The sequence below is a fragment of the Methyloversatilis universalis FAM5 genome, assembly GCF_000214035.2.
Lineage (GTDB): Bacteria > Pseudomonadota > Gammaproteobacteria > Burkholderiales > Rhodocyclaceae > Methyloversatilis > Methyloversatilis universalis.
On the sequence record NZ_AFHG01000028.1, the window covers coordinates 160,051 to 173,364 of the forward strand.

Here is a 13,314-nt window from a genome sequence, read left to right on the forward strand (position 1 = left end):
CCCTGCGGGCCAGGGTTTTGCCTTGCATCCTTCCGCTTGCGTCTTGAATCTCCCCTCAGTCGGTCGCGATCATCGCCTCGAAGGCGAGTGCGGCCGGGCTGAGCGGGCGGCGGGGCAGGCGCAGCCGGTAGAGCTGGCGGGTGAGTTGCACGCCAGGCAGGGTGAGCGTGGCGACCTTGCCGAGCGCGATCTGGTCGGCCGAACTGACCCGCGGCACCATCGACACGCCGCCGCCGGCCGCCACCGTCTGGATCACCGCTTCGGTGCTGCCCGCTTCCAGCGTGCGGGCCGGCACGATGCCCAGCCTGTCCAGCCAGCGGTTCATCACTTCGCGCGTGCCCGAGCCGTGTTCGCGCACCACCCAGGTCGCCGCCGACAGCTCGGCCGGGCTCACCGTGCCGGCGCGCGCCAGTTCGCTGTCCGGCGGCGCCACGATGAGCAGGGTTTCGTCGCGCCAGGGGCGGGATTCGATCCGTTCGTCCTCGACCGGGCCTTCCACCAGCGCGATGTCGATTTCGCAGGCCAGCAGCCGTTCGGCGATGGCCTGGGTGTTGGCGCTGGTGAGGCTGAGCGCGATGCCCGGGTGGGCCTGCGAAAAATCCGCCACATAGCCCGGCAGCCAGTAGCCGGCCACTGTCATGCTGGCGCCGATGCGCAGCCGGCCGCGCTCGAGGTTGGAATAGGCCTGCAGCGCTTCCAGCGCCGCGCGCTCCATTGCGAAGATTCCGCCCGCATACTCGAACAGCACCTGACCGGCTTCGGTCAGCGACACGATGCGCGAGCCGCGCTCGATCAGCACCACGTCGAGCTGATCCTCGAGTTCGCGCAGCGCCTTGGACACGGCCGGCTGGCTGATGCCCAGGTGTTCGGCCGCGCGCGAAAAGCTCGCGTGCTCGCCCACGGTATGGAAGATGCGCAGCAGGTGCAGGTTCATTGCATTCGGCAGGACGGGTGACGCCGCATTGTTCCACAACCGCGCCCATGAAAAAGGCCCGCACGGGGCGGGCCTTCAGGGGTGGAGCAGAGTGGTGCTCAGCCCGCCATCTGTACCGGAATGTGACCGCGCTGGTTCACGATGTTGTTCTTGCCATCGACGTACACCAGCTTGGGCTCGTAACGGACCAGTTCCAGTTCGGTGTATTGCGCGTAGGCGGCGATGATGAGCAGATCGCCGGCCGCAGCCTTGCGGGCGGCGGCGCCATTGACCGAAATGATGCCGGAACCGCGCTCGGCGCTGATCGCGTAGGTCGAGAAACGCTCGCCGTTGCTCACGTTGTAGATGTCGATCGCCTGGTATTCGCGGATGTCCGCGGCGTCGAGCAGGTTCTGGTCGATCGCACAGGAGCCCTCGTAATGCAGCTCGGAGTGCGTCGTGGTGACACGGTGCAGCTTGGACTGAAGCATGGTGCGTTGCATATGGGCGCTCCTATATCGCGCTGTTCAGACAACACGTGCACGCGACGGCATGCACGACAGTGCGCTACTGGAACGCCACCGGCCTGAGCGCATCGTGGCGACCTACACTTCCAGATTGTCGATCAGGCGCGTCGTCCCGAGCAGGGCGGCGGCCACGATCACCAGGCTGGATTCGTGAGCGGCCGGCGATTGTAAGTCGGCTTGTCGTCGCACCGCAATATATTGCGGAGACCAGCCTCCGGCCTGAAGAAATGCCATGGCATCGGCTTCGATGCGGGCGAAATCGCGGTCGCCGGCGCGCAGTGCATCGCGCGCGGCCGACAGCGCCTGATGCAGCTGGACCGCCTGCGCCCGTTCGGCCGGCGAAAGATAGCCATTGCGCGAAGACAGCGCCAGGCCGTCGTCCGCCCGCTCGGTCTCGCCGCCGACGATGGCGATCGGCAGCGCCAGCTGGCTCACCAGCTGCCGGATCACCATGAGCTGCTGGTAATCCTTCTTGCCGAACAGCGCCACCTGCGGCTGCACGATGTTGAACAGCTTGGTCACCACGGTGGCTACGCCGGTGAAGAAACCGGGCCTGAAGGCGCCTTCCAGGATGTCGGCCAGCACCGGGTCCGGCACCACCTTCATGGTCTGCGGCTGCGGATACAGCTCGGCTTCGGCCGGCGCGAACACGTGGGCCACGCCCGCCGCCTGCATGCGGGCGCAGTCGGCCTCCATCGTGCGCGGGTAGCGGTCGAAATCCTCGTTCGGGCCGAACTGCAGCCGGTTCACGAACACGCTGGCCACCACCACGTCGGCGTGGTCGTGGCCCTGGCGCATCAGCGAGGCGTGGCCCTCGTGCAGATTGCCCATGGTGGGCACGAAGGCGATGCGCGCACCGCGCGCGCGTTCGGCGTCGAGCGCGGCACGCAGGCCGGCGACGGTGGGGTGGATCTGCATCGGGAAAGCTCGCGGGATCAGTAGCAGTGTTCGGGGCCGGGGAAGCTGCGGTCCTTGACCGCGGCGACATAGCGGGACAGCGCGTCATGCACGTCGTCGGCGCCCGGCATGAAATTGCGTACGAAGCGCGGGCGGCGGCCCGGGAACAGGCCCAGCACGTCGTGCAGCACCAGCACCTGGCCGCTGCATTCGACGCCGGCGCCGATGCCTATCGTGATGAGGCGGGTGTTGGCGGTCACTTCGGCCGCCAGCCGGGCCGGCACCATTTCCAGCACCATCATGGTGGCGCCGGCCTGGTCCAGCAGGTCGGCATCGCGCAGCAGCTGTGCGGCGGCCTCGTCGGTCACGCCCTGGGCGCGGTAACCGCCCAGCTGGTGCACCGACTGCGGCGTGAGCCCCAGGTGGGCGCACACCGGCACGCCGCGTTCGACCAGGAAGCGCACCGTGTCCGCCATGTGGGCACCGCCTTCCAGCTTCACCATCTGCGCGCCGGCCGTCATCAGCTTCACCGACGAACGCATCGCCTGTTCGCGGCTTTCCTGGTAGCTGCCGAAGGGCAGGTCGGCGATGACGAAGGCGCGGCCGCCGACGTTTGCAAGACCGCGCGCCACGCAGGCGGTGTGATAGGCCATGTCGTCCAGCGAGACCGGCAGCGTCGTGTCGTGCCCCTGCAGCACGTTGCCGAGCGAATCGCCCACCAGCAGCACCTCGGCGCCGGCCGCGTCGCACACCGCGGCGAAGGTCGAGTCGTAGCAGGTGAGCATGGCGATCGGCTCACGGTTCGCGCGCATGCGCAGCAGGGTGTTCAGCGTGACCGGGCGGCGGGCCGGGTCGGTGTCGCGCATATAGGTCATGAGGCGTACCCGAAGAATTCGCGGAAGGAGCGCATCTGGCCCAGACGTTCGATCAGCAGCGCGAAGTCCTCGTCACTGTCGACCGGGTTCAGTTCTTCGGCATTGACGATGAACAGCGGGCTGGCGTCGTACTGGTAGAAGAAGCGGGCGTAGCGCTCGACCACCCGCGCCAGATAGCTTTCGCTGATCCGCCGCTCGGCGTCGATGCCGCGCCGGCGGACGCGCTCGGCCAGCGTGTCGGCGTCGGCCTGCAGGTAGATGACCAGATCGGGCGCCGGCGCCTGCAGCTTGACCGACGAGAAGATCTGCCGGTACAGCGCGTACTCGTCATCGGTCAGGTTCATCGACGCGAACAGCGGATCCTTGTCGATCAGGAAGTCGGCCACCAGACGGCCGGAGAACAGGTCGTCCTGCATCACCTCACGCAGCTGTTCCATGCGCTGGAACAGGAAGAACAGCTGGGTCTGCAGCGCGTAGCGCTCCATGTTCTGGTAGAAGCGCGCCAGGAAGGGGTTCTCTTCCGGCTTCTCGAACAGCGTCGGCGCCTGCAGGTGATCGGCCAGCCGGCGGGCGAGCGAGGTCTTGCCCACGCCTATGGGGCCTTCGACGACGATGTAGCGTGCCTTGTCGAGCATCGATGGATCAGTCCGGTCGGGAAATTCGCCGAGAAATCAGCGGAAGATGAAATACACCGCACCCAGCATACACAGCGCGGCCCACACGTAGTCAAGCTTGAACGGCTGGTTCATGTAGAACACGGCGAAGGGGACGAACACGGTCAGCGTGATCACCTCCTGCATGATCTTGAGCTGGCCGAGTGACAGCTGCGTGTGGCCGATGCGGTTGGCCGGCACCTGCAGCAGGTATTCGAACAGCGCGATGCACCACGAGAAGATCGCCGCGTACCACCAGGGCTTATGGTTCATGTCCTTCAGGTGGGCGTACCACGCGAAGGTCATGAACACGTTGGACGCCACCAGCAGACCGGCGGACTGCACCCAGGCCGGCAGCTGGGTCAGCGTCATGCTGCCTCAGCCGGGCCGTTGCCGCCGCCCGATGGCTTGCGGCGGGTGCGACGGCGTTTCTTCGGCGCCTCTTCCGGACGCAGCATGGCTTCGCGCTGCGGGCCATCGGCGGCCGCGAAGTCGGTCCACCAGTCGGCCAGTTCCTGTTCCACCTCGCCGCTGCCGGCGCGCAGCAGCAGGAAGTCGTAGGCGGCGCGGAAGCGCGGCAGTTCGAGCAGGCGGTAGGGGCGCTTGCCGGCACGCTGTTCGAAGCGCGGCTGCAGCAGCCAGATGTCCTTGATGTCGGTGGCGATGCGGCGCGTAATGGCGAGCTTCTCTGCCTGCTGGTCGAGCACGCTGCCCATCGCGTCGAACAGCGCCGGAATCGCCGCCTCGCCGGCCTGCTTGCGCTTTTCCCAGTCGGCCAGCACTTCGTGCCACAGCAGCGTGGCGAAGAGGAAGCCGGGCGAGATCGACTTGCCTTCGCGCACGCGCTCGTCGGTGCGTTCCAGCGACAGCATGACGAAGCGCTCGCCCATCGGCTGTTCGAGGATGACGTCGAGCAGCGGCAGCAGGCCGTGGTGCAGCCCTTCCTCGCGCAGCTGGCGCACGCAGCGCACCGCGTGACCGCTGGTGAGCAGCTTCAGCATTTCGTCGAACAGGCGGGCCGGCGGCACGTTCTCCAGCAGGCTGGACATCGAGCGTATCGGTTCGCGCGCGGCCGGATCGATGATCAGGCCGAGCTTGGCGCCCAGCCGGACCGCCCGCAGCATGCGCACCGGATCTTCACGGTAGCGGCGCGGGGCGTCGCCGATCATGCGCAGCGTCTTCTGTTTCAGGTCGGCCACGCCGTGATGGAAGTCGATCACGGTTTCGGTGGTCGGGTCGTAGTACAGCGCATTGACCGTGAAGTCGCGGCGGGCGGCATCCTCTTCCATCGTGCCGAACACGTTGTCGTGCAGGATGCGGCCATGTTCGTCGGTCACCGCTTCCGAGTCGCCGCGGAAGGTGGTCACCTCGATCACGTCGCGACCGAACATGACATGCACGATCTTGAAGCGACGACCGATCATGCGGGCGCGGCGGAATACCTCGGTCACCTGCTCCGGCGTGGCACTGGTGGCAACGTCGAAATCCTTGGGCTCGATGCCGGCGATCAGGTCGCGGACCGCACCGCCGACCACATAGGCCTGATAGCCCTCGGCCTGCAGCGCGTCGCACACCTTGCGTGCGGCCGGCAGGATCTGCTCGCGTGAAATGCCGTGCTGGTCGCGCGGAATCGAGACCGGGCCGCTGCTGGCGGCCGGCGTGCGGGCGTTGTCTTCGGGGCGCCGGAGTATCCGGCGCAGCAACTTTCGGATCATCAGTAAGGGGGCTTTCTGGCGTGATTCGGACCAGGGCGCGTGCGCGCCGGACGCGACATGTTAACGCAAGCAGCGCCGCAGAGCCCGCCTGTCTTGCCGCTCGCGCCGCCAGCACGCTACCATGCGCGCCCATGACGTTCGCCCGCCCCCGCTTCCGCCTTGCCCTGATGCTCGCGCTGTTCGCAGTGTGCGCCCAGGTGCTGCTGCCCACGCTGATGCGCTGGCAGCAGTCGGTCGACCCGGTGGCATCGGCTGAAATCTGCACCGCCTTCGGCATGAAGTCCGCCGCCGAAGGCAGCGGTGACGGCGAAGCCCGGCCGCACTGCCCCTGGTGTGTCGCGCAGGCCGCGATCGCCTTGCCGTCCCAGCCCGCGCACCTGACGTTCGCGCTGCATGCCGAGGCGGAGGCGCCGCCCGCGCGCGCCGATCTCCCTCTGCCGCCGGTTTTCCGGCGCGCCGCACCACCGCGCGCACCGCCCCTGGCCTGACCCCGTTCCGGCGTGACGCCGTGCGCCCGGTGCCCGAGCACCGCGCGCAGGCACCGATCACGCCCTGAGCCGGCGCACGCCTGTGCGTGTGCCCCGCGTTGCCACCGATGTCTTCCGATGTCGGGGTGACGAGTCGTCCCTGGTCAGGCCCGATGACGTTCCGGTCTCCTCCGTCGATCACCCGCATGGCTGCACAGCGCTGGACGCGTGTGCTGGCGATGGCGCTCGTCTGCGTGCTGCTGGCACTGGTGGGTCTGGGTGCGGCCGGCCAGGCGACCGCGCGGGTGCTGCCCGGCGACGACATCTGTTCCAGCACCGACCGCGATCGTCCGCCGGGTGATGCCACCCATCGCGGTCACTGTTCGCTGTGCGCAGGCGGCACCGGCCTGGCGCCGCCGCCCTTCGGCCTGCCGCTGCCGGCACCGCTGCCGCCGGTCGTCGAGGCGCCCTGCGCCGGGGCTGCGCTGCACCCGGTCAGCGCTGGTGCCCACTGGCAGTCGCGCGCGCCGCCGCTGCGCTGAATCCCGCCCCTTCGCCCGGTACGCACCACGCAATCGGGCGCCGGTCCGGTCACGCCTCGCGGCGCGGCCGTCTGCAACGCACGCCGGTACGCCGGCTGCGCGAACAGGATTCAGCACACATGAAAAAACACTGCATGGCCGCCGTTCTGGCAGGCCTGTTCTCGGCTTCGGCCTTCGCCCACGTGAGCTACAGCTCGCGTGATTTCTTCGTCAATGGCGTGCAGTCCGGCAATACCTGGACGCTGGCCGGCCAGCGCGTCACCTCGGATTACGGCTGGGCTGACGGCGCCGACGCCGACTGGGGCGACAGCCACCGGGTGCGCTGGGCCCGCTTCACGCTGACCGGGACCGCCGATGTGACGCTCACGGTCAGCGCCGCCGGTTTCACCTACCTCAGTGGCGGCAGCTCGCTGACCGCCGCCGGCGACCTCATTCCCGGCTTTTCGCTGTACGCCGGCATCGCGCCGGGCGCGGCGTTCGAAGCGGGCGACCATCCGGATTACCTGGCGCACCACCCGGGCTTCCTGCCGACGATTTCGCCGACCTATCTGGGCGCAGGCATCTTCGGCAGTCGCGAAGGGGCGTTCAACGCCAACGGTGATTTCTGGCTCGGCAACAGGCTTGAGGAAGTCGGCGAAGCCAACTGGGCGTCGGCACGGCTGGTCTACATCGGTCAGGCGGTGGATGGCGCGGGCGTCGACATCAACGGTGACGGCGTGATCGACATCGCCGGCGATGGCAGCGCCGACCAGTCGGTCAGCGCGACCTTTCGCCTGGGCGCCGGCAGCTACAGCCTCATCGTCGGCGGCGCCCGCTACGCCAGTCCCTACATAGACCTCGCCGCCGCCAATGGACAGCGCGGCTTCAGCGCAGCGCTGTCGGTCACGCCAGTGCCGGAACCCGAAGGCTGGGCGCTGATGCTGGGCGGTCTGGGCCTGATCGCCGCCGTTGCCCGCCGTCGCCTGAACGGCTGAGTTTTCCGATTGACCCGGGGCCGGCGCGTGCCGGCTCCCAAACCACTCAAAGGATAAATGGATGAATACGCTTCTTCGCGCCACCACCCTCGCGCTCGCGCTGGCCGTACCGGCTGCGGCGTCCGCCCACGCCAGCTTCGCGGACCACACGGTCACCGTGCAGTACGGCATGGACCTCGGGCTGGGTGCCGGCTTCCAGGCGCTGCAGACCTTCGTCGTGACGGTCGGCGACGCGGTCGAACTGCCCGCGGTCAAGCTGAACACTTCGGGCTCGATCTCGTGGTCGGTCAATCTGTACGACACCGGCCTGAGCCTGAAGTACGTCGGCAGCGGTGATTTCATGAATTTCGGTTCGCCGGCCTTCCTCGGCTTCCGCATCGCGGATGCCGCCAACCAGCTGCCGTCCTTCAGCAGCGTCAGCGTGGCGAACACCGCCTACGTGAGCGGCCAGCAAGGCAACCTGATCGAAGGCTTCCAGCCGTCCGACCATCTCGCCTACAGCGCCGATGCGATCTGGCTGAACCTGACCGAGTCGATGTTCCACCACCACGCCATGCCCGGCATGGGCGACCCGCTGCGTGACGAAATCCGGCTCAACGTCGGTTTCGCCGGCGCGGTCACCCCGCCGGTGCCGGAGCCGGAAAGCTGGGCGCTGATGCTGGCCGGCCTCGGACTGGCCGGCTGGGCCGCGCGTCGCTCACCCCGGATCTGATCGCGGCGTCCTGCCGCATTCCACGCCTGAAAACCCCTGTCCACCCCGTTCCGGCGGGGTGGTTTTTTCCGACATGAACAGATCCGAATTCCTGTCGCTGGCGGCCTGCGGCCTGCTGGCATTGAACGCCGCGTGGGCCGACACCGTGCTGCCCGCGGTCACCATACACGGCGAGCGCGCCGACCCGCTGGGTGGCGAGGTGACCGAACTGCGTGACAGCCCGGTCGGTGGCGCCGATCTGGCGGAACGCCTGCGCGACCTGAGCGGCTTCAACGTAAGCCGGGTTGGCGGCACGGCCGGCAGCGTATTCCTGCGCGGCCTCGGCGGCGCACGCCTGCCGGTGGTGGTGGGCGACGCGGTGGCCGATGCGGCCTGCAATCACGGCATGGACCCGGTCACCTCTTATCTGCAGCCGGACGCCTATGACCGGCTCACTGTGGTGAAGGGCCCGAATACCGTGCAGTTCGGGCCGGCGCTGTCCGGCCTGATCCGGGTCGAGCGCGAAGCGCCCGAAGCCGGCGTGCGGCTGCGTGCGTCGGCCACCCGCAGCGGCTTCGACCGGCTGGACCAGGCGGCCGAGGTGAGCTGGGCCGGCGAACTGCTGTGGCTGCGCGCAGGCGGCACCCGCAACGATTCCGACAACTACCGCGACGGCGCAGGGCGACGCTTCCAGTCCTTCTATTCGCGCTATGCCACCACGCTGGCCGCCGGCGTGAAGCTGGGGCCGGACACCGTGCTCGAAGCCGATAGCGAGAATGGTGACGCGATTGCCGGCTATCCGGCCTTCCACATGGACGGCACCCGCTTCAACCGCTCGGTATGGGGCGCGAAGCTCACCCATCGCCGGCCGGGCCGACTGCTGTCCGCGCTCGAACTGTCGCTGCGCTGGCAGGACATCAACCACCTGATGGACGACTACAGCTACCGGCCGGTAAAGCCAGTCGAGCTGGTGCCCGGCGTGCTCGACCAGCTGCCCACCTTGCTGATGCGGCAGGACCAGCGCGGCCGCAGCGCGCGCGCGGTGGTCACCCTGGAGCCGGCCGACGGCAGCACGCTGCTGCTGGGCATTGATGCGCGTGACGATCACCACTTCGGCGACAACCTGCGCACCACCCGCACCTGTTTCACCGGCACCACGAACTGCCCGCTGTTCACCTCGACCCGCAGCGCTTTCTACACGCTGGATGCGCGCAATCAGGGGGCGTTCGCCGAACTGACGCAGCAGCTCGGCTCCCTTACGCTGCGCGCGGGTCTGCGCAGCGACCGGCTGCAGACCCGGGCCGGAGAACTGCGCAACTTTCTCGGCACCCAGCTGCTGCCGGGCAGTTTCGACGAGCGCACCGAAAAGCTGGGCAGCGGCTTTCTGCGGGCGCAGATGCGCCATGGCGACGGACTGGAAAGCTATCTGGCGCTGGGCGTGGCCCAGCGTGCCGCCAGCAGCCTGGAGCGCGCGAGCTTCGCCGCCTTCCATATCGACGCCGAAACCAATACCGAGCTGGGGGCCGGCCTGAACGGCCGAAGCGATGCGCTGCAGTGGTCGCTGCATGCCTTCGTGAGCCGGGTGGATGATTTCATCCTTGCGGAGCAGGGCACCCGTGCGCTCAATGTCGATGCACGCCGCTTTGGCGGCGAACTGGACGCACGCTGGCGTCTGCGTCAGGGCTGGAGCGTGACCGGTGCCGCCAGCTGGGTGCGCGCCGACAACCTGACCCAGCACGTTCCGCTGGCGCAGACCTCACCGCCGGAAATGCGTCTGGGACTGGAGTACGAAAGCGGCCGCTTCAGCGCCGCCACCCAGTTGCGTCTGGTGCGCCGGCAGGACAGGGTGCATGTCGGCTACGGCAACGCGCTGGGCAACGACATCGGCGAAACGCCGGGCTTCGCTACCGTCAGGGTGATGGCGGGCTGGTCGCCGGACAGCCGGCTGCAGCTGAGCGCCGGCATCGACAATCTGTTCGACCGCAGCTACGCCGAGCACATCAGCCGTACCGGCGTGTTCCAGCCAGCAGGTTTCGTACAGACCGAGAGGGTGAACGAACCGGGACGGCTGGCCTGGCTGCGCGCCCGGCTGGCCTTCTGATCAGTTGCCGCGCAGACCTTCGAGCAGTTCGGCCACGCGCTCGAACTCGCTCGACTTGTCGAGGAAGTGGTGAGCGCCCAGGGCCAGGCTGCGGGCGCGCATGGCGGCGGTGTTGCTGTTGGTGAGCACGATGGCCAGCAGATCCGGGTGGTGCAGCTTGAGGTGCTGCAGCACACCGAAACCGCTGCCTTCGCGCAGCTGCAGATCCACCACCACCGCGTCGAAGCGGCCCACCCGCAGTGCGGTCAGTGCGTCGGCTTCGGTATCGACCTCGCCGCAGACTGCGACGCCCTCGCTGTCTTCCAGCAGCGCGACCAGGTGCTTGCGGATGAGTATCGAGTCCTCGACCAGCAGCACGCGCAACGGCCGGGTGCGGGCGATCGGGGCGGAGGTGGGACGGGAAGGCACGGCGGTGTGCGCGTAAGCGTCAGAGTGGCGGTCGGAAGAATGCACGGTCCGCAGTATTCCACCACAGCTGTCACCGGTATGTAGGTGCGGGCCGACAGACCGGTTCATTCGATCAGCCCATTCTTCAGCGCATAGTAGGTGAGCTCGGCGTTGCTCTTCAGATTGAGCTTGGTGAGCAGGCGGCTGCGGTAGGTACTCACGCTCTTCACGCTGATGAACAGTTCGTCGGCGATCTCGGTGACCGACTTGCCGGTGGCCAGCTTGTGCAGCACCTGGAACTCGCGTTCCGACAGCTGCTGGTGGGCCGGCGCATCAGCATCGCCGCTCAGGCGCTGGGTGAGCAGGTCGGCCACGGTATCGCTCACGTAACGACGGCCGCGCAGCACGGTGCGAATGGCGGCGAGGATGTCGTCCACGTCGGCATCCTTGCGGATGTAGCCGTTGGCGCCGGCACGCAGCATGTTCAGCGCGTACTGCTCCTCGGCGTAGGCGCTGATGATGAGCACCGGCAGGTCGGTACGATGGCTGCGCAGCAGACGCAGCGTGTCCATGCCGTCGCGATCGGGCATCGAAATGTCGAGCAGCAGCACATCGACCTCGGCCTGGCGCAGCAGCGTGAGCGTTTCAGCGCTGGTCGACGCCTCGGCGACCACCTCCAGATCGGGTTCGGCATCGATCAGCTGGCGCAGACCGTTGCGCACGATCTGATGGTCATCGGCGAGCAGGACGCGTTTCTTTTGCATGGTGGCGGTACGGCGAAAAGTGGGTGTTGCGCGGGATTATCCGCTTCATCGCTTGAACAGTCCCAGCACGAAGGAGGCGACCGTCAGCACCAGGAACACGAAGAACAGTATCTTGGCGATGCCTGCCGCGCTTGCCGCGAGGCCGCCAAAACCGAACAATGCGGCGATCAGTGCAACGATGAAGAATATAAGGGCATAGTGAAGCATGACGGCCTCCTTGATGAAGTGCGGCGGCGTCCGGGTGTGCCGCTGCCTGCATGACTCCATGCTAGGCGCAGCGGTTTTCCGCGGCTGTCGTCCCTGCCGCGTGCCGGGCGTCGGACATGTCTGACGCCGACCGCAGCCCGCAGCAGGCGCAGCGCCGGCGCGCGCTGGTCGAGGGCCTGTCGCGTGCCGCGCGCCGGGCCGGCTCGGCCACCGACGGCGCGGAACGGCTGACCGACAGCGTGCTGATGAAGCTGGCGCGCTTCCGCTGGGGCGCGCTGCTGGTGGTGCTGATCGGTGTCGCCTTCGCCGCGCTGTCGGAATCGACCTTCCTGGCGATGCAGCGCGAGCGCGAAGAGATCGACGCCTCGCGGCTGTCGCTGGCCGCGCTGAACAATCTGGTCTATGACAACGCGCAGGCCGAGCAGACCGAGCAGCGCTACATCGAGGACCCGTCGGCAGACCATCTGGCCCAGCATCGCGCTACGCTGCAGCGCCTGACCGATGCATCAAACGTGGTGCTGGGCTGGGCGGTGCGCCGGCAGATAGACGAGGAAAGAGTCAGCGCGGTCCGGCGGCTGTCCGCCACCGAATCGGAAGAGCTGAAGCGGCTCGAGGCGCTGCCGGAGGACGCCAGTCCGGTCGAGGTGATGGACGCCTTCCTCCCCACGGTCATCGATCAGGCCGAACTGCGTCAGGCGCTGGAACCCCTGGTGCGCACCGAACGCGCCTACCTCGAGGAGCAGATGACGCTGCTGGGCGAGGAGATCGAGCGGCAGCGCGCCGCGGCCATCGTGGTGATCGCGGTCGGCGTGCTCATGCTCATCCTGCTGCTGCGCGCCTATGCGATGCGCAGTGAGGCCGAGGCTCTGGTGGCCGACCGACTGCGTGCTGCACGCGATGAGCTGGACGCGCTGGTGCGGGTACGCACCGAAGAGCTGAGCGAACTGGCCAGCCACCTGCAGACCGAAGCCGAGCGACAGAAATCGGCGCTGGCGCGCGAACTGCACGACGAGCTGGGGTCCATCCTGACCGCCAGCCGCATGGAGGCGTCGATGCTGCTGCGCCGCGCGCGCAAGCAGAACAGCCCGGACGTCGAATCGCTGGGGCGGGTATGCGACATCCTGGAGCAGGGCGTGCAGATCAAGCGGCGGGTGATCGAGGGGCTGGTGCCGACCGTGCTCACCCATCTCGGCCTGCTGCCGGCGCTGGAGGCGCTGGCCGAAGAGACCCGGGCATCGGCGCCGTTCGCGGTCGAACTCGAACTGCCCGGAGAACTTGAACTGGAGCGCGAACGCGCGATCGCGATCTATCGCGTGGCGCAGGAAGCGCTCACCAATATCCGCAAGCATGCGCAGGCGAATGCGGTCACCATCCGGCTGAGCGAGGAGGGCAATACGGTGAGGCTGGACATCCGTGACGATGGCGTCGGGCTGCCGGAGGGCGCTCGCGGCAAGACCGGTTCGCACGGACTGCTGGGCATGAAATACCGGGCGGACGCGCTCGGCGGGCGCTTCGCGATCGGCGCCGCGCCGGGGGGCGGTACGTTGCTGGAATTCGAGGTGCCGCGCGAGGTGCCGCGCGCCTGAACGGCACGCAGCGCG

The 13,314-nt window shown here is 68.0% G+C and carries 16 protein-coding genes; 6 read left to right on the forward strand and 10 right to left on the reverse strand.

Features of this window, described 5'->3' with window-relative positions; genetic code table 11:
* Window positions 1-55 precede the first annotated feature (55 nt).
* The 7 genes from METUNV1_RS00905 to pcnB form a co-directional block, all read right to left on the reverse strand.
* The gene (locus tag METUNV1_RS00905) at window positions 56-934 is read right to left on the reverse strand and encodes a LysR family transcriptional regulator (protein ID WP_008057911.1); all 879 of its coding nucleotides are present in this window, start codon (window positions 932-934) and stop codon (window positions 56-58) included.
* A 98-nt stretch (window positions 935-1,032) separates the two neighbouring features.
* Window positions 1,033-1,416 (reverse strand): aspartate 1-decarboxylase, encoded by a 384-nt coding sequence (panD, locus tag METUNV1_RS00910; protein ID WP_008057913.1) that lies wholly within the window; start codon window positions 1,414-1,416, stop codon window positions 1,033-1,035.
* A 102-nt stretch (window positions 1,417-1,518) separates the two neighbouring features.
* Window positions 1,519-2,358 carry a pantoate--beta-alanine ligase gene (panC, locus tag METUNV1_RS00915; RefSeq protein ID WP_008057914.1) on the reverse strand — a complete coding sequence of 280 codons (840 nt, stop codon included), beginning with the start codon at window positions 2,356-2,358 and terminating at the stop codon, window positions 1,519-1,521.
* A gap of 17 nt (window positions 2,359-2,375) precedes the next feature.
* Entirely contained in the window at window positions 2,376-3,212 is an 837-nt protein-coding gene (panB, locus tag METUNV1_RS00920; protein WP_008057915.1) for a 3-methyl-2-oxobutanoate hydroxymethyltransferase, read from the reverse strand.
* On the reverse strand, window positions 3,209-3,847 hold the full coding sequence (locus METUNV1_RS00925) for a deoxynucleoside kinase (RefSeq protein ID WP_008057916.1): 639 nt from the start codon (window positions 3,845-3,847) through the stop codon (window positions 3,209-3,211). Before METUNV1_RS00925 ends, panB begins: the two co-directional genes overlap by 4 nt.
* Before the next feature lie 36 nt (window positions 3,848-3,883).
* The gene (locus METUNV1_RS00930) at window positions 3,884-4,237 is read right to left on the reverse strand and encodes a DMT family protein (RefSeq protein WP_008057917.1); all 354 of its coding nucleotides are present in this window, start codon (window positions 4,235-4,237) and stop codon (window positions 3,884-3,886) included.
* A complete protein-coding gene (pcnB, locus tag METUNV1_RS00935) occupies window positions 4,234-5,580 on the reverse strand; it encodes a polynucleotide adenylyltransferase PcnB (protein ID WP_043358725.1) in 1,347 nt (448 codons plus the stop codon). The genes METUNV1_RS00930 and pcnB overlap by 4 nt, the downstream gene beginning before the upstream one ends.
* 131 nt (window positions 5,581-5,711) lie before the next feature.
* Here pcnB and METUNV1_RS00940 point away from each other — a divergent pair, with 131 nt between their 5' ends.
* The 5 genes from METUNV1_RS00940 (at window position 5,712) to METUNV1_RS00960 (ending at window position 10,355) form a co-directional block, all read left to right on the forward strand.
* Entirely contained in the window at window positions 5,712-6,068 is a 357-nt protein-coding gene (locus METUNV1_RS00940; RefSeq protein ID WP_008057920.1) for a DUF2946 family protein, read from the forward strand.
* Between the two features lie 185 nt (window positions 6,069-6,253).
* The gene (locus METUNV1_RS00945) at window positions 6,254-6,589 is read left to right on the forward strand and encodes a DUF2946 family protein (RefSeq protein ID WP_008057923.1); all 336 of its coding nucleotides are present in this window, start codon (window positions 6,254-6,256) and stop codon (window positions 6,587-6,589) included.
* A 119-nt stretch (window positions 6,590-6,708) separates the two neighbouring features.
* Window positions 6,709-7,563 carry an FxDxF family PEP-CTERM protein gene (locus METUNV1_RS00950; RefSeq protein WP_043358727.1) on the forward strand — a complete coding sequence of 285 codons (855 nt, stop codon included), beginning with the start codon at window positions 6,709-6,711 and terminating at the stop codon, window positions 7,561-7,563.
* A 61-nt stretch (window positions 7,564-7,624) separates the two neighbouring features.
* A complete protein-coding gene (locus tag METUNV1_RS00955; RefSeq protein WP_008057933.1) occupies window positions 7,625-8,275 on the forward strand; it encodes a PEPxxWA-CTERM sorting domain-containing protein in 651 nt (216 codons plus the stop codon).
* Window positions 8,276-8,348: 73 nt separating this feature from the next.
* A complete protein-coding gene (locus METUNV1_RS00960) occupies window positions 8,349-10,355 on the forward strand; it encodes a TonB-dependent receptor domain-containing protein (RefSeq protein ID WP_008057934.1) in 2,007 nt (668 codons plus the stop codon).
* Here the strand turns inward: METUNV1_RS00960 and METUNV1_RS00965 are convergent, their stop codons facing one another.
* The 3 genes from METUNV1_RS00965 to METUNV1_RS00975 all read right to left on the reverse strand — a co-directional run bounded on the left by METUNV1_RS00965 (window position 10,356) and on the right by METUNV1_RS00975 (window position 11,713).
* Window positions 10,356-10,763 (reverse strand): response regulator, encoded by a 408-nt coding sequence (locus tag METUNV1_RS00965; protein ID WP_232416282.1) that lies wholly within the window; start codon window positions 10,761-10,763, stop codon window positions 10,356-10,358.
* 104 nt (window positions 10,764-10,867) lie between these two features.
* Window positions 10,868-11,506 (reverse strand): response regulator, encoded by a 639-nt coding sequence (locus tag METUNV1_RS00970; protein ID WP_008057936.1) that lies wholly within the window; start codon window positions 11,504-11,506, stop codon window positions 10,868-10,870.
* A gap of 45 nt (window positions 11,507-11,551) precedes the next feature.
* Window positions 11,552-11,713 (reverse strand): DUF1328 domain-containing protein, encoded by a 162-nt coding sequence (locus tag METUNV1_RS00975; protein ID WP_008057937.1) that lies wholly within the window; start codon window positions 11,711-11,713, stop codon window positions 11,552-11,554.
* A gap of 116 nt (window positions 11,714-11,829) precedes the next feature.
* On the opposite strand from METUNV1_RS00975, the gene METUNV1_RS00980 reads away from it, so the two are divergent.
* Window positions 11,830-13,299: a sensor histidine kinase gene (locus METUNV1_RS00980; RefSeq protein ID WP_008057938.1), complete on the forward strand. Its 1,470-nt coding sequence runs from the start codon at window positions 11,830-11,832 to the stop codon at window positions 13,297-13,299.
* The last annotated feature ends 15 nt before the right edge of the window (window positions 13,300-13,314 follow it).